This is a genomic window from Deinococcus multiflagellatus (assembly GCF_020166415.1).
In the GTDB taxonomy this organism is placed as follows: Bacteria; Deinococcota; Deinococci; order Deinococcales; family Deinococcaceae; genus Deinococcus; species Deinococcus multiflagellatus.
Map to the genome: position 1 here is coordinate 286346 of NZ_JAIQXV010000003.1, position 18924 is coordinate 305269.

Sequence of the window (18924 nt, forward strand, 5' to 3'; positions counted from 1 at the left end):
TTTGCCCCAGTGTGAGGTTGCTGCCGCCCTGCGGTCAAGGGGAAAGGCAGGGGGTGGACTGCACAGGCCCTCAGGGTTTATCGGTCAGGTGTTCTTGACTCAAAAGTTGCACGGCTTCATCCCACCCGTACCGCCGAGCCAGATCCGCTGCACACTCGCCATTGTCATCTCGTAAGGTCGGATCTGCCCCCTGCTCCAACAAGAAGCGCAACAAATCGAGTGTGGCGGGTTCACCAGTCTGCCAGGCGCCGTCTGCCTCAACATCAACGGCATGGATTAAGGGCGTCCAGCCGCCGAATCTTCGCACGTTGACGTCTCCGCCATGTGCCAGTAACAGCTGGAGTCCAGGTTGCCAGGCTTGCTCAACGGCAGCACTAACGGGTGGAAACTCAGCGCCATCGAAGCTGCGATTCGGATTCGCTCCTGCCTCGAGAAGCAACTGGGTCATTTCAAGGTTCTGGAAGAATACCGCCTTCACCAGGGCGCCGGTCAGTTCTTCCGTTGAATGCCGTGTGAGGGCAAGGGCGTGTTTGACCTGATCCCACTGCTGATGCTCTGCAAGGTGGATGAGCCTGGTCGGCATGGCTTACGCTCCCTCGCTGCTCGGCCACAGTTCCGCCCACATGTTCTAGCCGCCCCTCCCGGCCAGCCCGGCCTTGGCGGCCACCGCGCCCCCGGTGGTCATGCCGGTCAGGCGCCCCACGAAGGCGGCCACCTGCGCACTCAGGCGACTGGGTGCGCGGCCCTCTTCGGCCTGGGCCACGGCGCGCTCCATGGCGGGCCCCGGTTCACGCACCACGGGGCCGTGCCCGGTGGCCAGAAAGTGGGCAGGCACGGCCAGCAGCGCGCGGGCGCTGGCGGTGGTCCCGGCCGGGTCGTGGGTGCCCAGGGTGGGCAGCGGAAACACGGCGCTCAGCACGCTGGCCGCATGCAGCCCTGGCACGTTCACGAAGGTGTCGCCGCCGTACAGCGTGCCGTCGCGCTCATCCAGGTAGGCCACATGGCCCGGCGAGTGGCCCGGGGTGTCCAGCACCACCAGGGAGCCCACGCGGTCCCCGGCGCGCAGCAGGCGGGTGGGGGCGGTCTGCACCCCCAGCGCCGCCAGCCCTGGGGCGTCGTGTTCGCCCAGCAGCACCTCCAGCCCCGGGTGCGCCGCCGCCAGGGCGTCCAGGCTGCCCGCATGGTCGGCATGCGCGTGGGTGATCGCCACCCGGCGCAGCGGCCGGCCCAGGCGGGCAATCAGCGGGGGCAGACGCCGTTCCAGGCCGGGCAGGCCCGCGTCAATCAGGGTCAGGCCATCGGCTTCGGGAACAAGGTAGGTGTTGACCAGCCCAAACTGGGCCAGCCGGATGGGCGGGTGGGCGCTGTGGCGTGCCGACATAGGAGACCTCCGGGTGGCCGGGCGGCCACCAAAGCGAACGGTGTTCGTCTTGTGTAATTACCGTACACCCGCGCCGGGGTGGCGTCAAGGCGTACACTGTTCGCCATGCCTTACCCCGCCAAACTCACGCCCGAGGCCATTCAGGCGGCGGCCTGGGCCCTGCTGGAACAGGGCGGGCCCGCGGCCCTGGGCATGCGTCCCCTGGCCGAGGCCCTGGGCGTGCGTCCCAGCAGCCTGTACCGCCATGTGGGCAGCCGCGAGGCCCTGCTGACCACCCTGGCCGAACAGGCGGCCAGCGCCCTGCGCACCGAATTGACGGCGGCGGCCGGGTTGCCCCCCCGCGCGGCGTTGGCGGCCGTGGCGCAGGCCTACTGGCACTTTGCCCGCACGCGGCCCCACGCCTACGACCTGCTGCTGACCCCTGTGGCGCCAGGAGCACCGGGCCTATGGACTCCGGCCGGCAAGGCCCTGTGGGGCGCGCTGCTGGAACGGGTGGGCGCGCTGACCGGCCACCCCGACGACACCGGGCACGCGGTGGCCTACTGGACCTTTCTGCACGGCGCAGCGGCGCTGGAGCGGGCCGGGCTGTACGGCCAGAGTGGGCCCCAGGGCGGCGTGGAGATCGGCCTGGGGGCGCTGCTGGACCAGATGGAGGCGGCCGGGCACCTGTCCTCGCGGGCAGCGGGGGCGCCCGCGTAGACTGGGGGCATGACCCGCCGCCAGACCGTCAGCGTGAACGTGGGAGGCGTGTTCGTGGGCAGCGCGCACCCCATCGTCGTGCAGAGCATGACGAACACCGACACCGCCAACGCCGAGGCCACGGCCATTCAGATTGCCCAGCTGGCCCGCGCGGGCAGCGAGATCGTGCGCGTGACTGTGAACACCCGCGAAGCCGCCGCCGCCCTCCCCGAGATCGTGGCCCGCCTGCACGAGGTAGGCCTGAACGTGCCCATCGTGGGCGACTTTCACTACAACGGCCACATCCTGCTGCGCGAATTCCCGGAGACGGCCCGCCTGCTCGCCAAGTACCGCATCAACCCCGGCAATGTGGGCGCCGGGCAGCACCACGACGCCAACTTCGCCACCATGATCGAGGTGGCCAAGGAGTTCGACAAGCCGGTGCGCGTGGGCGTGAACTGGGGCAGCCTGGACCAGCAGGTGCTGGCGAAGCTGATGGACGAGAACACCCGCGCCGGCAGCCCGAAAACCGGCACCGACGTGATGATTGACGCGATGGTGGTCTCTGCCCTGGACAGCGCCCGCTACGCCGAGGAACTGGGGTTGCCCCACGACAAGATCCTGATTTCGGTGAAGGTGAGCAGCGCACCCGAACTGTGGAAGGTCTACCGCCAGCTGGCCCCGCTGTGCGACTACCCCCTGCACCTGGGCCTGACCGAAGCCGGCATGGGCATGAAGGGGATTGTGGCTAGCAGCGCGGCCCTGGCACCCCTTCTGATTGACGGCATTGGCGACACCATCCGCGTCTCCCTGACCCCCGAGCCCGGCGCCAGCCGCAAGCTGGAAGTGGAGGTGGCCCAGCAGATTTTGCAGAGCCTGGGGCTGCGCCAGTTTCTGCCGCAGGTCACCTCCTGCCCCGGGTGCGGGCGCACCACCAGCACCTTTTTCCAGGAGCTGGCCCAGAAGATTCAGGATTACATCCGCGACACCATGCCCGAGTGGAAGGCGAAATACCCCGGCGTGGAAGAGATGCAGGTGGCGGTCATGGGCTGCATCGTGAACGGCCCCGGCGAGAGCAAGCACGCCAACATCGGCATTTCGCTGCCCGGCACGGGGGAAGACCCGCGCGCCCCCGTGTACCAGGACGGCAAACTGCTGACCACCCTGAGGGGCCCCCGCATTGCCGAGGATTTTCAGGACTTGCTGGAACAGTACGTGGAGCGCCGCTACGGGCAGGGGGTGGGCGTGTGACCGTCTGGGGGACGGGCAGCCTGGAGAACGAGCACGCCGCCGCCTTTGTGGCCGAGGTGGTGCAGGACGGCGCCTACGCCCTGGCCGAGGCCTTTGATGTGGCCTTGGACCCCGACAACGACCTGCTGGACGCCGAGGAAGGTCACCGCGCCCTGGCCGCCGCCGAGATTCTGGCGGCGGTGCTGACGGGTGACACGGCCAGCCTGACCGACGCCGGGCTGCGCGCGTGGGTGCAGGGCGTGAACCCGGCCGAGCTGGCGCCCCTGCGTGAGGTGGCCCGCGAGGCCCTGGACCGGGTGCTGGGCCCCGGCAGCGAGCTGCCCGACCTGTGGGAGGAGAGCGACGACGCCGAGGCGTGGCGCGAGGACGTGCAGCGCCTGCGCGCCGAACTGGGGTAGGGGATGGCCCCGCCGCTGGACTGGCTGCGGGCCGAGCTGGACGCAGCCGATTCAGGGGCTGCTCAGCGCTGGACGGCTGATTTGCATGCCTGTGCCCAGGCCACGGGCTGGTCACTTGCCCCCTGGGCGGCCACCTCCTCCATGACCGAGTTGCGGGTGTGTGAATTGGTGGCGCCGTATGGTGCGCAGCGGGTGGAGGTGCGCGCCCACGGTTGGTTGCCCCTGCTGGCTTTTGTGGCCGCGCCAGAGCACCGGCCGGCCGGCCTCCCCGGCGAGCCCTGGGAACCCGCCCACCACCCCTACATCAATCCGCCGGAGCTGGCCGCATGGTGGCAGGCCCGGGGCTGGGTGGTGCCGGACGCTGCCTGGCTGAACGGTCGGCCCACGGCAGAGGAACTGGCCCAGCTCAGCCCCCGGGAGGGCGGGTACTTGAAGCGGCTGGGCTGGAACCGGGGGGACGCCCTGCTGCTGTACTGGTAAGCGTTAAGGCGTCGCTGGTCGTCCCTGCTGCCGGGCGTAGTTGCGCCGGAACATCAGGTTGGCCCACCGCAAGCCCAGGCCCTCGTAGAAGGGCACCAGATCGTCGTCGCAGGCCAGGTCCACGGCGTAGAAGTCGGCCAGTTCCGCCAGCAGCCGCTCCATCAGCGCGCGGCCAATGCCTTGCCCCTGATGCTCGGGCCGCACTTCCAGCAGCGGAACAAAAGCGGTCAGCACGCCGTCGCTGACCGCCTGCACAAACCCGATCACCTGCCCGCCCTGCACCGCCAGCACAAAGCGGTACGACCCCGCCAGCAGGCGGTAAAACGTTTCTGGGCTGGGCGGGTTGGGCCACCCTACGAAAAACCCCGTGAGCTGCGCGGGCGAGATGCCCTCCAGCGTGGTCTGAAGGCTGTAAGCAGAAGAATCTTGTTCGGTCACGCCGTCAGGCTAAAGACCCCCCGGCCAGGCCGCATCCGCCACCTGCCCTATCGCGCCCCGCTTCCCGCCTCCTGCTCCCCGCTTTAAAACCGCAGTTCCAGCCCCACCCCGGCCCCCAGTTGCCCGGCGCTGCTGGCCCGCACAAAGGCCCGCCAGCCGGCCGGGCCCAGCACGGGGCCGCGCAGGCCGGCCTCGCCGTACAGGGCAAAGCGGCTCTCACTGCTGCCGCCCGGGGCGGGCGTGGGCACAGTCAGTTCGCCGCCCACCGTGGTAAAGGCGTCCACGCGGCTGAGGGGCAGATTCAGGTCGCGCAGGGTCAGCCCGGCGGCGTAGCGGCTGGCGGTGCCTGCGCCGGATTGCCAGGGGCGTTCGGCGCTGGCTTCCAGCCCCAGGGTGCCCAGCAGCGGCACCGGCAGCAGCGCGGTGCCCGCATGTACGCCGTAGCCGGCGGTGGTGGCATTCACCCCCGCCCACACGGCCGCCGCAGAGGCAGAAGAACAGAGCGTCAGGGCCGCGACAACAGGCAACAGGGCACGCATGGCGCCGAGCTTAGCGGGCAGCCATGAGTGTTGCCCTTCCCACCACCAACACCCCACGGCCCACACCCCTCCTTACCCGTCCAGCCGCACCTCGGCCACCTTCGCCAGCATGCGGAAGGTCTGGAACAGGTGATAGGCGTTGTCGCTCTCCCAGCCCACGGTCACGGCGTCCACCCGGGTCACGCCGGGCACCCGTTCGGCAGCGTCGGCGCGGGCCTGATGGTTGAAGCTCAGCTGGGCCTGGGCCGGCCAGCGGGTGGTGTGAGGACGGGCCTGGGCAGCTTGTTCCACGGCCCGCCACGCACCTTCCTGAATGCGCTCCAGGGCGGTGTGAGGATGCAGGTGGACGGCGGCAAAGGCGCTGAGGCCCTCCTTGACCACCACTGTGACCACCTCCTCGCCCAGTTCTGCCCGGATCTCGGTCATGGCCACATCGTCGCCGCTGGCAAACAGCACCGGCACGCCGTAGTGGCCGGCCAGCAGGGCGTTCAGGCCATATTCGCCGGTCGAGGCCCCATTGATCCGCACGTCGCGGATGAAGCCGTTCCAGGTGTGGGCCAGCGGGCCGCGCACGCTGCCGGCGCGGGCGTGGTAGCCCACGAACAGCAGGCCCACCACCCCGGCCTCCTGCACGCCCTGCACCATGCTCAGCGGCTTGTCGTTGCCGGTGGTAAAGCGCACGCCTGGGGGCAGCAGTTCGGGCAGCAGGTTGCGCATGGTGTCGTGGCTGTCGTTCACCAGTACGTCGGTGGCCCCGGCGTCCAGGGCGCCCTGGGCCGCTGCCGCCGCTTCCAGGGTCATCTGGCGGCGGGCGCGCTCGTATTCGGCGGCGTTCACCAGACCGCCAAATTCCGGCGGGCTCACCTGCACCCAGCTTGAGACCCCGCACACGCCTTCCATATCCACGCTGATGACCACCCGGCGTTCACCCATAGGGGCGAGGGTAGCGCGCGTGGGCCGGCAAGAGGGAGCGGCCGGCGGTTCGTGACACGGGGCGCTCACCGCTCTGGGTGCCCCGTGTTAGCCTGCTCTGTTATGAGCCGCGTTGCCCTGAAATCCGCCCGCGAAATCGAGATCATGCGCCGTGCGGGGGCGCTGGTGGCCGAAACCTTCCGGGTGCTGGAACCCCACGTCAAACCCGGTGTGACCCTCAAAGAACTCGACCGCCTGGCCGAGGAGCATATTCGCAAGGCGGGCGCCACCCCCGCCTACCTGGGCTATGGGCCGCGCACCAACCCCTTTCCCGGCACCATCTGCGCCAGCGTGAACGAGGTGATCTGCCACGGTATTCCCGACAGCCGCCAGCTGCAGGAGGGCGACATCATCGGCGTGGACATCGGCGTGCTGCTGAACGGTTACTACGGCGACGCCTGCTACACCTACACAGTGGGGCCGGTGCGCCCGGAGGTGCAGGGCCTCGTGGACGCCACCCGCGCCAGCCTGAACGCCGCGCTGGATCTGGTCAAACCCGGCGCGCGCCTGGGCGATATTGGGCACGCCATCCAGTCGCTGGCCGAGGGCCGGGGCTACAGCGTGGTGCGCGAGTACACCGGCCACGGCATTGGCAAGCGCCTGCACGAGGAACCCACCGTGCTGCACCACGGCGCGCGCTACACCGGCCTGAAGCTGCAGCCCGGCATGGTGTTCACCATTGAACCCATGATCAACCTGGGACGCCCCGAAACCCGCCTGCTGGGCGACGGCTGGACCGTGATCACCGCCGACAAGAGCCCCAGCGCGCAGTTTGAACACACGGTCGCCGTGACCCAGAAGGGCTGCGAGATTCTGACGCTGTGACGCGGCCCGCCCTCCCAGTGGCCCCCAAACCCCCGAAGTTGGGCAACCTGCGCCCCCTGCCTGGGCCACTGGAGGATGAAGCGGTCTACCGGGAGGTGGCGTTGGCGGGCGACCTGCCCGGCGGGCAGACACTGCGCAGCGTGACTTTTGAAAAGTGTGTGTTCCGGGGCGTGACGCTGCGCGGCGTGAACTGGCAGCGGGTACGGTTTCAGGACGTGCGCTTTGAAGGCTGTGACCTGAGCGGCGCCGCGTGGGACGACGTGGCCCTGGAACGCGTGGAGGTGTCTGATTGCCGGCTGCTGGGGCTGCAGGCGCCGGGCGCACGCCTGCGTCATGTTCGCCTGGACCGCACCGTGCTGGCCCTGTCGGTCTGGCTGAAGGCCGACGCCGCGCACCTGCGGCTGGACGCCTGCGACCTGAGCGAAGCGGTGTTCATGGGCGCGAAGCTGCCCGGGGCGGTCCTGCGTGGCTGTCAGCTGGCCCGCACCGACCTGCGTGGGGCCCTGCTGGACGGCGCCGATCTGCGCGGCTGCGACCTGCGGGGCGTCCGCCTGGGGCCTGCCGAACTGCAGGGCGTGACCGTCGAGCCCACGCAACTGCTGGACCTCGCCCACCTGCTGGGCGTCAAGGTTGAGACCCTGGAGGGCTGACCAGCAGCAAGGGAGGCGGGGGGCCGATTCGGCCCCCCGCCCCCCTTGCCCGACCTACCGCAACCGGGCCTTGTCGTGCAGCTTCTTGGCGATTTCCATGATCTCGCCCATGTCCCATTCCGGCGAGAAGGCCGCCGAGTCGTGGCCGCCGTCCACCGTGGGGCCGCCCTGGATCTCGGTGTACTCGCCCACGCGCACCTCGCTGCCGTCTTCGGGGTGGGTGCCGTTCCAGATGGCGCTCAGCTGGGTAAAGTCCGTGTCGCTGAAGCGGTAAAGAATCTGGTGCACGCCCTGGTCCATCACGCGCTTGGCTTCGGGAATCAGGGAAGTGGGAATGTTGGGCATGGGCAGCAGCTTTTCCATGTTCACGCCGCTCAGGGTTTCCAGGGCCTTGGCATAGGCGATCTGGTGCACCCCGCCGCGCACCAGCAGGTAGCCCACCAGGGCCTTGGCGGTGGGGTCGTCCACCATCTCGTACACGCGCAGCTTGTTGTGGCGCGCCGCGCCTTCCAGGAAGAAGTTGTGGGTCAGGTCCAGCATCAAATTGCCGCTGGAATACACGTAGTCGCCGCTCCAGGCTTTGCCGTGCGAATCCGCGATCATGGTGCCGGGCCCGGCCGCAATGAAGTGCTTGGCGTAGCGCACGTCCTGCGCGAACGAGAAGGGGTGGGTACTGGGGTCCACCGGCTCTTCCTGGGCCTTGGGCTCGGGGCCGGCCAGCAGCGCGTTGATGGTGGCCGAGACCAGTTCAATGTGGCCCAGCTCCTCGGCAGCGATGTTAGCAATCAGTTCGTAGTACGGCCGCAGCGTGTCCTTGCCCCGGAAGTTGAACGACTGGGTCATGTAGTTCATCAGGGTGGACATCTCGCCAAAACGGCCGCCCATCAGTTCCTGGACGGCCGCCGCCCCGTTGGGGTTGGCTTCTTTGGGCAGGGGGAGGTCAAACTGCAGTTTGTCAATGCGTAGGAACATGGTGGGGCCTCCTTGGCGCGCCGCGCGCGAACCTTGGGCAGCACACCCCAGGGCCCGCGCGCACAAGGTCAGCGCCCCCACCTTGTGAGGCCGGTCCTAACGCGCGCCCCCCATCTCTGAGGCTGCGGTGAGTTCGGCTGGGCGCCGGGCGCGGTCCAGCAGAAAGCGCCCCTGGGTCAGCAGGCGGTCGGCGGCGGCGTGGTCGTGGGCCAGGGCCTCGGTCACGGCGCCGTTAATCAGCGCCAGTTGCTCGCCCAGCAGCGCCTCGGGGCTGTGGCCCTGCGCGGCCAGTTGCGCCCGCCCCGCCGGGGTCAGGTGCAGGTAGGCGCGCAGGGTTTCGGGCAGATAGGTGTCGCGCGCCTGCCGCAGCACAAACAGCGTGCGGCCCTGGGCGGCCTGCGGGGCATCTTCCAGGCGGCACAGCAGGGCCAGGGCATACAGGCGGTGCGGTTCGGGCAGGCGCAGGGCCAGGGCCGGGGCGTCGTCCGGCGCGGCGCCTGCGCTCAGGGCCAGGGGCGCGCTGGGGCGGCCCTCCCGCTCCAGGCGCTCCATCTGGTGGCGGTGAATCATCTGGCGGCGCAGCAGGGGAAAGCCGAACAGACTGGCGAAAAAAAACAGGGGAACCAGCACTTCTTCCACGGTGAACCTCTGGGGGGGCAGGGGACGGGGGGCACGCGGGCGAGGGGCTCACGGTAGCTCCGGGGGGTGGGCTGGGGCGTCCGCCTTAAGGGGGAAGCGGGCGGTGGGGCGCGCGCCTGCCCGGCGGGCCCCGTACAATTCCGGTCATGACCAGCAGGGCGAGGCAGGAGGCACGGCCATCAGCGGCGTGAGTACCAGGGGGCGGCGGGAACGGGTGATCGGCACCGAGACGGCGGTGGCGGCGCGCGACCTGCGCAAGAGTTTCCGGGGCGCGGCCCAGCCGGTGCTGGACGGCGTGACGTTGGACATCCGCCAGGGCGAGTTTTTCAGCCTGCTGGGGCCGTCCGGGTGTGGCAAGACCACGCTGCTGCGCCTGCTGGCAGGGTTTGAGCAGCCGGGCGGCGGCAGCGTGATGATCGGCGGCCGGGACATGACCGGCGTGCCCGCCCACCGCCGCCCGGTGAACACCGTGTTCCAGAATTACGCGCTGTTCCCGCACCTGAACGTGCGTGAGAACGTGGAGTTCGGCCTGCACATGGCCGGGGTGCCGGCCGGCGCGCGGCGCGAGCGGGCCGGGCGCGCCCTGGAACAGGTGCAGATTGGCGACCTTGCCGCCCGGCGCCCCGATCAGCTGTCGGGCGGGCAGCGGCAGCGGGTGGCCCTGGCCCGCGCCATTGTGAACGAGCCGCAGGTGCTGCTGCTGGACGAACCCCTCAGCGCCCTGGACCTGAAGCTGCGCAAGGAACTGCAAGTCGAACTGGCGCACCTGCAGCAGACCCTGGGCATGACCTTCGTGTTCGTGACCCACGATCAGGAAGAAGCCCTGGTCATGAGTGACCGCATTGCCGTGATGAACCGGGGCCGCATTGAGCAGCTGGGCCAGGCCGAGGCCCTGTACGAGCGCCCCCGCACCGCTTTTGTGGCGACCTTTCTGGGCAGCAGCAACCTCATTGAAGGCACGGTGCAGGCGGTGGACGGGCCCCACGCGACGGTGCAGACCGTGCATGGCCCCCTGCGCACCGCCCTGGGGGCGGGCCTGCGCCCAGGCCAGCGCGTGACCCTCTCGGTGCGCCCCGAGAAACTGCGCATGGAGCGCGACGACGAAACCGAGGGCAACGAGATCCGCGCCCGCGTGGACGACATCGTGTACACGGGCGCCGAGAACCAGTACGTGCTGGAAGCGGGCGGCCAGCGCCTGCACGTCTTTCAGCTGAACGCCGACATCGGCGCCGACGAGGACTTTGATTACGGCGAACAGGTGGCCCTGTACCTGCCCCCCGAGAACCTTGTGGTGCTGGAGGAAGGGTGAGACCTCGCTGCGCTCGGTGTCGAAGGGTCAAAGGGTCTAAGGGTCTAAGGAGATGGGGCCCTCATTTCCTTAGACCCTTAGACCTCTCGACCCTTAGACCGCGCCGGAGGCGCGCGTGACCCCCCGCCGCTTTCTCGCCACCCTGGGGCCCGGGGTGCTGTGGCTGCTGGCTTTTCTGGTGCTGCCGGCGCTGATCATGCTGGGGTATTCGTTCCTCACGCGCACGGATCTGGCGCAGGTGGGCCCGCCGTGGACGCTGGAAAGCTGGGGGCGGGTCATTGGCTACGACGCGCTGTTTCAGGAATGGACCGGCGACAACCTGCGGGTGCTGTGGCGCAGTGTGTGGGTGGCGGGGCTCAGCACCGCCCTCTGCGTGCTGCTGGGCTATCCGCTGGCCTTTTACATTGCCCGGCAGGACGCGCGGCGGCGCCAACTGCTGCTGCTGCTGCTCATCATTCCCTTCTGGACCAATTTTCTGATCCGGGTGTACGCCTGGATCATCCTGCTGCGGCCCTTCGATCTGGTGCCCAGCCTCACGGCCACCCTGCTGGGCATGGTCTACGCCTTCCTGCCCTTTTTCGTGCTGCCGGTGTATGCCAGCGTGGAGAAGGTGAACTGGTCGCTCTGGGAAGCGGCGCAGGACCTGGGCGCGCCCCCCGCGCGGGCCTTCTGGAGCGCCGTGGTGCCCCAGACGTGGCCGGGGCTGGTGGCGGGTATCCTGCTCACCTTCATTCCGGCCCTGGGCACCTTTGTGGTCAGCGACCTGCTGGGCGGCGCCAAGACGGCGCTGGTGGGCAACCTCGTGCAGAACCAGTTCGGGCAGGCGGGCGACTGGCCGTATGGCAGCGCGCTGAGCTTCCTGCTGATGGGTCTGGTGCTGCTGGGCCTGTGGGCCTACGCCCGGGTGGCGGGCCGCCGGGGTCTGGAGGAACTAGTATGAGGGCGCTGCGCGCCGCAAATGGCCGATGGCGGATGGTTGATGGACAAAGACCATCAACGCTCAACCCTCACCCATCACCCGGCCCCAAGGGGGCCGCATGACCCGCACCCACCCCCTCCTGGCCGCCTGGGCGTGGCTGGTGTACGCCTTCCTGTACCTGCCGATTCTGGTGCTGATCGTCTTTTCCTTCAACGAGTCGCGCTTTGGGGCCGAGTGGACGGGTTTTACCACCAAGTGGTACGGCGTGCTGCTGGGCCGCGCCGACGTGCGCGCGGCGCTGGGGCACACGCTGCAGGTGGCGCTGCTGAGCACCCTGGTCAGCACGGTGCTGGGCACGCTGACTGGCCTGGGGCTGTGGCGCTACACCAGCCGGGCGCGCGCGGCCCTGTCCACGCTGCTGGTGCTGCCCATCGTGATTCCCGACGTGGTGATGGGCGTGATGCTGCTGATGTTCTACGCCGCCGTGCGCGCGGGCCTGGAGCGGGCCGGCTGGACCTTTGACAACGGGTTCTGGACCGTGCTGCTGGCGCACGTCACCTTTCAGATCAGTTATGTGGCGCTGACCGTGCGCTCGCGTCTATCGGGCTACGGCCCCGAACTGGAGGAAGCGGCGCGCGATCTGGGGGCCAGCGCGTGGCAGTCGTTCTGGCGCGTGGTGTTACCGCTGGCGTGGCCGGGTGTGCTGGCCGGCGCCCTGCTGGCCTTTACCCTGTCGCTGGACGACTTCGTGGTCACGTACTTCACCAGCGGCTCGGGCTTCCAGACCCTGCCGGTGCTGATCTATACCAACGTCAAACGCGGCGTGACCCCCGACATCAACGCCCTGAGCACCCTGCTGATTCTCGTCACCGTGGTGGCGGTGCTGGTGGCGAACGCCCTGCTGCGCCCCCGGAGGAAAGCGTGACGCGCGGCGCACGGGGTCGAGGGGCCGGCAGGTCGAGGGGTCTAAGCGAGTGGGCCGCTCAGCTTCTTCGACCCTTCGACTCTTTGACCCTTCGACGCGGCCAAGGGCCGCTCCTGGCCCTCTGCGCCCTCCTCAGCGGCTGTTACCGGGTGGAGAAGCCGGCCGTGAAAACAGCGTCCCCTGTGCCCCCGGGCGATGGCCGCACCCTGCGCGTGTTCATCTGGTCGGAATACATGGACCCGGACATCGTGAAGGCGTTCGAGGAACAGACCGGCGCGCGGGTCATTCTGGACACCTTCGAGAGCAACGAGGCCATGCTCGCCAAGCTGCAGGGGGGCGGGGCCACCTACGACCTCGTGGTGCCCAGTTCGTACGTGGTGCAGACGATGGTGCGCGCCGGGCTCCTTCAGCCGCTGGACCGCGCGAGGCTGCCCAACCTGAAGAACGTGGCACCCGAATTCCTGAACCCGCCCTATGACCCGGGCAACCGCTACTCCGTGCCGTACCAGTACGCGGCCACCGGGCTGGCCTACAACAAGAGCCGCTATGTTCCCCGAAGCAGCTGGGCCGAGATCTTTGGCCCCGAGGACCGCCGCTCGTTTGTGCTGCTGGACGACCCGCGCGAGGTGATCGGCGCGGCGCTGAAGTACCTGGGCCACAGCGCCAATACGGCCGATGTGGCCCAGCTGCGCGCCGCCCGCGACCTGCTGCGCCGCACGGTGGCCAAAAAGGGCTTTCAGGGCTTTGACGGCGGCCCCGGCACCCGCAACAAGCTGCTGGCCCGCCAGATTGACCTGGGTCAGATCTACGTGGGCGACCTGTTGATCGCCACCGAGGAAAACCCCCAGGTGCAGGTGGTGCTCCCCCGCGAAGGCACCACCATCAGCATGGATACCCTGGTGGTCTTAAAGCGCAGCCCCAACCCGGCCCTGGCCCACCGCTTCATCAACACCCTGCTGGACGCCGAAGTGGGCGCGCGCTTAAGCAACTACACCTACTACGCCACCCCCAACGCCGCCGCCCGGCCGCTGCTGGACGACTTTCTCAAGGCCGTCCCCGCCCTGAACCCCCCGGCCGACTGGCTGAAAAACGGCAAGCTCAACTTTATTGACGAACTGCCAGACCGGCGGGCCCAGCGGCTGTATGACCGGATCTGGACGGAGTTGAAAAGCAGGTAGCGGGGCGCGGGTCGCCGGGAGCGGGAAAAGCTGACCTGCGTGCCGGGCAGTCCGCCGCCCCCTCTCTCCCCACCACAAGCGGCGGGACGCAGGCGGCGCTTCCTTCCCGCACCCCGCGTCCCGCCGCCTGCACCCCTCTCGTTAATCCGGCTGATTCACCGGGCGGGCGCTGTCCAGCCAGCCCCACTCGCGCAGGTAGCTGCGGAACTCGGTCAGGAGTTCGCGGGCGTCTTCCTGCTCGCTCTCGTGCAGGGCGCGCAGCCACGCCTCGCCAGTGGCGCGGGTGTAGGCCAGCAGGGGCGCGCCGCCGCCCAGGAACGTATCCAGGGCCGAGAGCAGGTCCTCGTAGCGCGCGCGGCGCCAGGGCTTCTGGCGGGTCACCTCGTTCAGAAAATCATCGGCGGCGTGGTCCAGCAGCGGCGTGCGGCCCACGATCCAGGGGGCTTTCTGGGGGGGCACCGTCATGGTCATGCCTTCCACCCGGGGAAGCCTTCAATGGCCACCAGCGTGGGGCGGGGAATGTTGGTGCCGGGCTTGGCCGCAAAGTTCGAGCGCAGCTTGTCCAGGCTCTCGCTGTCCTCGCCGGGGTGCTGAATGGACACGAACAGCGTCTTGCCGTCGGGGGACCACACGGGGCCGGTCATTTCGGCGTCCACCGGGCCCACGGCGAAGCGGAAGGCCTTGCCGGCGTTGGGGCCCTCGGTGGGCATGAAGAACATGGCGTTGTTGCCGTGGAAGGCCTTGATGGGGTTGGTGCTCAGGTCCGAGTTGTCGGTGACCATCCACAGGTTGCCGTAGGGGTCGAACACGAGGTTGTCCGGGCTGGCAAAGCCGCTCTGGGGCCCGCCCACCGCGAAGATTTCCCACATGAACTTGGTGGCGGTCCAGTCGTCGCCCTGTTCGCGGAACTTCACGATCTGCCCGAAGAAGTTGCCGTGCTTGCTGTTGTTGGTCAGCGCCACGTACACCTCGCCGGTGCGGGGGTGAATCTCGATGTCCTCGGGGCGGTCCACCGGGGTGCCGCCGACCGCCAGGGCGCTGGCGCGGGCATCGGCCAGCACGTCGGCCTGGCTGGTGAACAGCGGCTTGCCGTCGCTGGCCTTGGCGTCTTGCAGCTTCTTGTTCTTGTCGTAGTCCAGCAGTACCCAGCTGCCGTTGCCAAAGTTCGCCACGTACAGGTCGCCCTCGGCCAGCAGGTTCAGGTTCGCGGCGCGGCCTTCGGGGTCGTACTTGCCGCGCGAGACGAACTTGTACACGCACGAATCCTGCATGTCGTCGCCCATGTAGCCCACCACGCGCCCGTCCTTGGCGACGGTCACGGCCACGTTCTCATGGCGGAAGCGGCCCATGGCGGTGCGCTTTTTCGGGGTCCACTCGGGGGTGAAGGGGTCAATCTCGGTCACCCAGCCCTGGTGCATGGGGTCGTAGCCGCTGCCTTCCCAGGCCTTGGCGTAGCCGTCCACGTTTTCCTCGCAGGTCAGCAGCGTGCCCCAGGGGGTCTGCCCGCCCGAGCAGTTGCCCACGGTGCCCTTCACCATCGTGGCGCCCTTCACCGCGCTGCTGCCGCGCACCGGGCCGGTCAGCTCAATGTCGCTCAGGGCGTCAATGCGGCGGTTGCGGGCGTCGGGCACAATGCGCCACTCGCGGCCCTCTTTCTTCACGCGCACCACGCTCACGCCCACGGCTTCCATCTCGGCCCTGATCTGCGCGGGGGTGCGGTTTTTGGTGTCGCCGCCCACGAACATGGGGTTCACGTACTCGTGGTTGATCGTCAGCAGCGCCTCGGTGCTGCTGGTGCCGCCCGTGAGCATGTCGATAGGAAAGAAGCCCACGTAGTCGTGGTTAAAGCCGATCTCGCGGCCACCCTCGGTAAAGGTCTCGCCCCAGGGCGCCAGCACCTGCGCGCGGTAGCCGCCCGGCAGCGTCATCGCGTCGGCGGTGGTCACGGGAATGGCGCGGAAGGGCGGCATGGTCAGGGGCCCCACCTTCTGCGGGTCCACCGTGCTGGGGCCGCCGTTGTTCACGGCCTCGGCCTGGCTGATGGTGAGGGGCAGCGCGGTCGCGGCGGCCGTCATGGCGGCGCTGCCCAGCGCGGTGCGGCGGGTCAGGCGCGTTTCAAGCAGCCGGTGCCAGAGGCTGGCCTCTGCCTTTCGTTCTGTGGTCATGCCGGGTAGTCTGGGGGGGCAACGTCACCAAACCTTCAGCGGGCTGTCAGCGGCAGGTCAGCGCTGCGGCGTCCAGCCCCCGGCGGGGGCCCCCATCACCGTGCGGTTCAGGGAATTGTCGTCTGCGAAGTGTCCGTTTAAGATAGAGGGGTTTAAGTCTTTGTTTTTGGAAGGAGAGCATCACCTTGGAAACCCTGCGCGTCTCCGGCACGTCACGCCCCAACGCCATCGCCGGTGCCATCGCTGCGCTGCTGCGCACCCAGGGCGAGGTGGAAATTCAGTCCATCGGCCCGGCTGCCGTCAACCAGGCAGTCAAGGCCCTGGCGATTGCCCGTGGTTACCTGACGGGTGACCAGCTTGATCTGTACACCCAGCCCGAATTCGTGAAGCTGGACGTTCAGGCCGAGGAACGAACGGCGGTCCGGTTTCTGGTCAAGGCCATTCCGGCGCCCAAGCCCCCGTCCTGAGCGGTCCCCCTGTGCCAAGCCCCCCGAGCGGGGGCTTTTGCCGTTCTGGGGAAGGAGTGGCTGGCAGGAAGGGCCGCCTTTCTGGGCCCTGCCACTCGCCGGGTCAACGCCCCACTTCGGAGGGTGGTGGAGGAGAGCCCCCGGGACCGCGCTGAATTCCGCAGCCACCACCGAAAAAGCGCCGCGTGTCCTCCCCGAGAGGGCAGACAACGCGCCGTCTTCAAACCGGGATTTAAGGAATCTCCAGTTCACCCTGCCAGCCGGGCGGCAGGCCCAGCAGCTGGCGCAGGGGCGTGTCGCCGTGCTTCAGCAGGAACGTCAGAAAGTTCAGTTCGCGTTCCTGGGGGACGCCAAGGGGCAGCAGGTGGCGCTTCAGGCGGGTCAGCTGGCCGCTGCGCTCGTCCTCGGCGCGGGCCAGGGCGCGGGTCGCGAGGCGCTGCAGGTGGGCCACCCGCGCCAGGGTGCGGGTGCGGGTGCGTTCGGCGGCGCCTGCCAGCGTGGGGTCCAGGGCGCCCAGTTCGGTGCTCAGGGCCTGCAGTTCGGTGTTCAGGGCGTCCAGGCGGCCCTGGGCAGCGGCGGCGGCGCCCCGCTCGCGGGCCAGGGCGCGGCCCAGCACGCCTTCGGGGTCGGCCTGCACCTGCGCGGCGCCCGCTTCCAGGCGGCGCAGCAGCCGCGCCACCGGGGGCTCCAGCCATGTCACGCTCAGGCGTGGCCACAGCAGGGGTTGCTGCAGGCCGTGCAGGGGGTACACCGCCTGCAGCTGGGCGCCGTAGGCAATTTCCCCGGGCCCCACCACGAACGCCAGGGTGGGCAGCAGGGTGTCCTGCACCACCGGGCGCAGGCCCGCTGCCGGGGTCAGGCGGCTGGGGTCGGCGTCCAGCAGAGCCAGCAGGTCCTCGCGGGTGTAGTGGCGGGTCTCGGTGGACAGGCGCGGGCCGTCCACACGCAGCAGGCGGCGCTGGCCGTCGTCTTCTTCCACAAACAGGTTGGTGGCCCCGGGCGGGCGGCGCAGCTGCGGGGTGAACCCGTCACGTTCCAGCTGCGTCGCCGCCGCCTCAATGGCCGCCGAAGAGGCCAGGGGCTCACGCAGCTCGCGCGCCAGCGCCGGGGCCATCAGGCGGGCCAGGGCCGGGTGCAGGGGGTCCAGCACCAGCAGCCCTGCCGGGGCCAGCAGGCCGTGCAGCAGGCGGGCAAACACATCGGCGTAGCTGCCGCCGCCCGCCAGCGCCGCGTCCAGGCGCCGCCGCACGGCCGCCACATGCTCGGCGGGGCCATCAAAGGCGTCCAGCAGGGCATGGACCTGCGCGGTCCATTCGGGACGCCAGGGCACGCGGCCCACCGGCACCCCGGCTGGCACGTCCAGGGTCAGGCGGTGCAGGGTCTCGGCGCGGTCCAACAGGGTGGTGCTGGCGACCTCGGCGGCGTCGTGGTCCTGGCTGGCCACCCAGTACACGGCCACCACGGGCTGCGCCTCCGTGTGCAGCTGCCGGGCCAGCAGCGCGGCGTCGGCGCCCTTGTGCACGGCGTAGGCGGGGCCGGTCAGGGCGCCGGCCTGTTGCCCCGTGACCACCACGCGCGAGGCCGGGTGGGCCAGCCGCGCCAGAGCGGCCTCGGTGTGGCCGTCCAGGGTGCCCAGGTCGCGGTGGTAGTCGTGCAGGGCCTGGGCCAGGGCCACGCGGTCCAGGTCCGGCCTTGCTTCGGCCAGGGCCTGCGCGGTGGCCCCGTGCGCCAGTCGGAAATACCCGGTCATACCGCCCTGTCTGAACTCTGCCGCTGCGCTTTTTGCCATGCTGCTGTGTTTCCTTCCGGCTGCTGGATTGGGTGCTTCTGGGGGCTGCGCGGCCAGGGGCACTCTCTCCTGAACCCGCGCGTGCTGAGCCTCGCGTGAACCGGGGCGCCGCATTGCAACACCCCTTACACTGCTTTACTTTTTGCCTTGGTCTGGCTGGCGCTGGTGTGGGGTGCGGCGCCTTTACCGCAAAGGCTCGCGCGTGACCCGCTGCAGGCCTTCGCGGTCGGTCAGGATGATGCGGCGGTAGCCCAGGTCCAGCAGACCCCGGGTGCGGAAATCGCCCAGCAGCTTGGTGATGGTCTCGCGGGTGCTGCCCACCACATGCGCCAAATCCTGGTGCGACACCCGGTCACGCAGGGCCAGCGCGCCGCCCTCGGGCCAGGGGCCTTCGCGGTCAGCGAGATTCAGCAGGGCCACAGCCAGCCGCTGCGACACCTCCAGAAACACCAGCCCCGACAGGCGCTCCTGCACCCCGCGCGTCTGCCGGGTGATCTGCTCGGTCAGGGCGACACCCACGGCGGGCTGCGCGCCCGTCAGGCGGGTCAGCGCCTCCTTGCCCAGCAGCAGGGCCTCGGTGTCGTCCATGGCCTCGGCGTACATGCCGTAGCCCGCGCCGCCCACCAGGGCCAGCACGCCCAGCAGCGAGCCTGGGCCATGCACGTCCAGGGTGACCTCGCGCGCGCCGGTGCCCAGGCGGTACAGGCGTGCGGCGCCGCGCAGCAGCAGGTACAGGGTCTCGGCCGGGTCTTCGGGGTGGTACAGCAACTCTGCGCGGCTCCAGCGGCCCACGCGGCCCGCCGCCATCACCTGCGCCTGAGCATCTGCGGGCAGGGCACCGAACGCACCGGGCAACATAGGCAGCAGTATGCCACCGCGCTGGCGCTCTGGGGGCACGCCGTGCGGGAAGCGGGGCCGCGCCGCTGCCGGGAGGGCCAGGGGTGATCTA

22 protein-coding genes are annotated in these 18924 nt (G+C 69.5%); 11 read left to right on the forward strand and 11 right to left on the reverse strand.

The annotated features are described in order from the left end of the window. Positions 1-70 precede the first annotated feature (70 nt). Positions 71-583, reverse strand: coding sequence for an ankyrin repeat domain-containing protein (locus tag K7W41_RS06450; RefSeq protein WP_224605910.1), 513 nt, complete (start codon positions 581-583; stop codon positions 71-73). Positions 584-628: 45 nt separating this feature from the next. After that, the gene (locus tag K7W41_RS06455; RefSeq protein ID WP_224605912.1) at positions 629-1381 is read right to left on the reverse strand and encodes an MBL fold metallo-hydrolase; all 753 of its coding nucleotides are present in this window, start codon (positions 1379-1381) and stop codon (positions 629-631) included. A 105-nt stretch (positions 1382-1486) separates the two neighbouring features. Here K7W41_RS06455 and K7W41_RS06460 point away from each other — a divergent pair, with 105 nt between their 5' ends. From K7W41_RS06460 to K7W41_RS06475, 4 genes are read left to right on the forward strand one after another with little or no spacing between them, the layout of a single operon-like run. Next, positions 1487-2080, forward strand: coding sequence for a TetR/AcrR family transcriptional regulator (locus tag K7W41_RS06460; protein ID WP_224605915.1), 594 nt, complete (start codon positions 1487-1489; stop codon positions 2078-2080). 9 nt (positions 2081-2089) lie between these two features. Next, on the forward strand, positions 2090-3310 hold the full coding sequence (ispG, locus tag K7W41_RS06465) for a flavodoxin-dependent (E)-4-hydroxy-3-methylbut-2-enyl-diphosphate synthase (protein WP_224605918.1): 1221 nt from the start codon (positions 2090-2092) through the stop codon (positions 3308-3310). Then, the gene (locus K7W41_RS06470) at positions 3307-3708 is read left to right on the forward strand and encodes a DUF4259 domain-containing protein (RefSeq protein WP_224605921.1); all 402 of its coding nucleotides are present in this window, start codon (positions 3307-3309) and stop codon (positions 3706-3708) included. The genes ispG and K7W41_RS06470 overlap by 4 nt, the downstream gene beginning before the upstream one ends. A gap of 3 nt (positions 3709-3711) precedes the next feature. Further along, complete coding sequence (locus K7W41_RS06475) at positions 3712-4188, forward strand: hypothetical protein (protein WP_224605924.1); 477 nt, start codon at positions 3712-3714, stop codon at positions 4186-4188. A 3-nt stretch (positions 4189-4191) separates the two neighbouring features. Here the strand turns inward: K7W41_RS06475 and K7W41_RS06480 are convergent, their stop codons facing one another. The 3 genes from K7W41_RS06480 to K7W41_RS06490 form a co-directional block, all read right to left on the reverse strand. Continuing rightward, positions 4192-4626: a GNAT family N-acetyltransferase gene (locus tag K7W41_RS06480; RefSeq protein ID WP_224605926.1), complete on the reverse strand. Its 435-nt coding sequence runs from the start codon at positions 4624-4626 to the stop codon at positions 4192-4194. A gap of 83 nt (positions 4627-4709) precedes the next feature. Beyond that, the gene (locus K7W41_RS06485; protein ID WP_224605930.1) at positions 4710-5165 is read right to left on the reverse strand and encodes a hypothetical protein; all 456 of its coding nucleotides are present in this window, start codon (positions 5163-5165) and stop codon (positions 4710-4712) included. Positions 5166-5237: 72 nt separating this feature from the next. Further along, positions 5238-6098, reverse strand: coding sequence for a M55 family metallopeptidase (locus tag K7W41_RS06490; RefSeq protein ID WP_224605933.1), 861 nt, complete (start codon positions 6096-6098; stop codon positions 5238-5240). Positions 6099-6200: 102 nt separating this feature from the next. On the opposite strand from K7W41_RS06490, the gene map reads away from it, so the two are divergent. Both map and K7W41_RS06500 read left to right on the forward strand, forming a co-directional pair. After that, entirely contained in the window at positions 6201-6962 is a 762-nt protein-coding gene (gene map / locus K7W41_RS06495; RefSeq protein ID WP_224605936.1) for a type I methionyl aminopeptidase, read from the forward strand. Next, a complete protein-coding gene (locus K7W41_RS06500) occupies positions 6959-7612 on the forward strand; it encodes a pentapeptide repeat-containing protein (RefSeq protein ID WP_224605939.1) in 654 nt (217 codons plus the stop codon). Before map ends, K7W41_RS06500 begins: the two co-directional genes overlap by 4 nt. Positions 7613-7666: 54 nt before the next feature. Here K7W41_RS06500 and K7W41_RS06505 read toward each other — a convergent pair whose 3' ends face one another. Both K7W41_RS06505 and K7W41_RS06510 read right to left on the reverse strand, forming a co-directional pair. Then, entirely contained in the window at positions 7667-8584 is a 918-nt protein-coding gene (locus K7W41_RS06505) for a manganese catalase family protein (protein WP_224605941.1), read from the reverse strand. Between the two features lie 96 nt (positions 8585-8680). Continuing rightward, complete coding sequence (locus tag K7W41_RS06510) at positions 8681-9214, reverse strand: hypothetical protein (RefSeq protein WP_224605944.1); 534 nt, start codon at positions 9212-9214, stop codon at positions 8681-8683. Positions 9215-9437: 223 nt separating this feature from the next. Here K7W41_RS06510 and K7W41_RS06515 point away from each other — a divergent pair, with 223 nt between their 5' ends. The 4 genes from K7W41_RS06515 (at position 9438) to K7W41_RS06530 (ending at position 13554) form a co-directional block, all read left to right on the forward strand. Beyond that, positions 9438-10532: an ABC transporter ATP-binding protein gene (locus tag K7W41_RS06515; RefSeq protein ID WP_224605946.1), complete on the forward strand. Its 1095-nt coding sequence runs from the start codon at positions 9438-9440 to the stop codon at positions 10530-10532. 115 nt (positions 10533-10647) lie between these two features. Then, complete coding sequence (locus tag K7W41_RS06520) at positions 10648-11472, forward strand: ABC transporter permease (RefSeq protein WP_224605949.1); 825 nt, start codon at positions 10648-10650, stop codon at positions 11470-11472. Between the two features lie 97 nt (positions 11473-11569). Next, positions 11570-12376: an ABC transporter permease gene (locus K7W41_RS06525; protein ID WP_224605953.1), complete on the forward strand. Its 807-nt coding sequence runs from the start codon at positions 11570-11572 to the stop codon at positions 12374-12376. A gap of 164 nt (positions 12377-12540) precedes the next feature. Continuing rightward, complete coding sequence (locus tag K7W41_RS06530; RefSeq protein ID WP_224605957.1) at positions 12541-13554, forward strand: polyamine ABC transporter substrate-binding protein; 1014 nt, start codon at positions 12541-12543, stop codon at positions 13552-13554. A gap of 141 nt (positions 13555-13695) precedes the next feature. On the opposite strand, the gene K7W41_RS06535 is transcribed toward K7W41_RS06530, so the two are convergent. Together K7W41_RS06535 and K7W41_RS06540 are read right to left on the reverse strand one after the other, a co-directional pair. Next, positions 13696-14019, reverse strand: a complete 324-nt coding sequence (locus K7W41_RS06535; RefSeq protein ID WP_224605960.1) for a hypothetical protein — start codon at positions 14017-14019, stop codon at positions 13696-13698. Between the two features lie 2 nt (positions 14020-14021). Continuing rightward, positions 14022-15719 carry a PhoX family protein gene (locus K7W41_RS06540; RefSeq protein ID WP_224605962.1) on the reverse strand — a complete coding sequence of 566 codons (1698 nt, stop codon included), beginning with the start codon at positions 15717-15719 and terminating at the stop codon, positions 14022-14024. A gap of 185 nt (positions 15720-15904) precedes the next feature. Here K7W41_RS06540 and K7W41_RS06545 point away from each other — a divergent pair, with 185 nt between their 5' ends. Continuing rightward, positions 15905-16186: a stage V sporulation protein S gene (locus tag K7W41_RS06545; protein WP_224605965.1), complete on the forward strand. Its 282-nt coding sequence runs from the start codon at positions 15905-15907 to the stop codon at positions 16184-16186. 232 nt (positions 16187-16418) lie between these two features. Here the strand turns inward: K7W41_RS06545 and bshC are convergent, their stop codons facing one another. Together bshC and K7W41_RS06555 are read right to left on the reverse strand one after the other, a co-directional pair. Beyond that, complete coding sequence (gene bshC, locus K7W41_RS06550) at positions 16419-17975, reverse strand: bacillithiol biosynthesis cysteine-adding enzyme BshC (protein WP_224605968.1); 1557 nt, start codon at positions 17973-17975, stop codon at positions 16419-16421. Positions 17976-18158: 183 nt separating this feature from the next. Further along, positions 18159-18833 carry a Crp/Fnr family transcriptional regulator gene (locus K7W41_RS06555; RefSeq protein ID WP_224605970.1) on the reverse strand — a complete coding sequence of 225 codons (675 nt, stop codon included), beginning with the start codon at positions 18831-18833 and terminating at the stop codon, positions 18159-18161. Between the last annotated feature and the right edge of the window lie 91 nt (positions 18834-18924).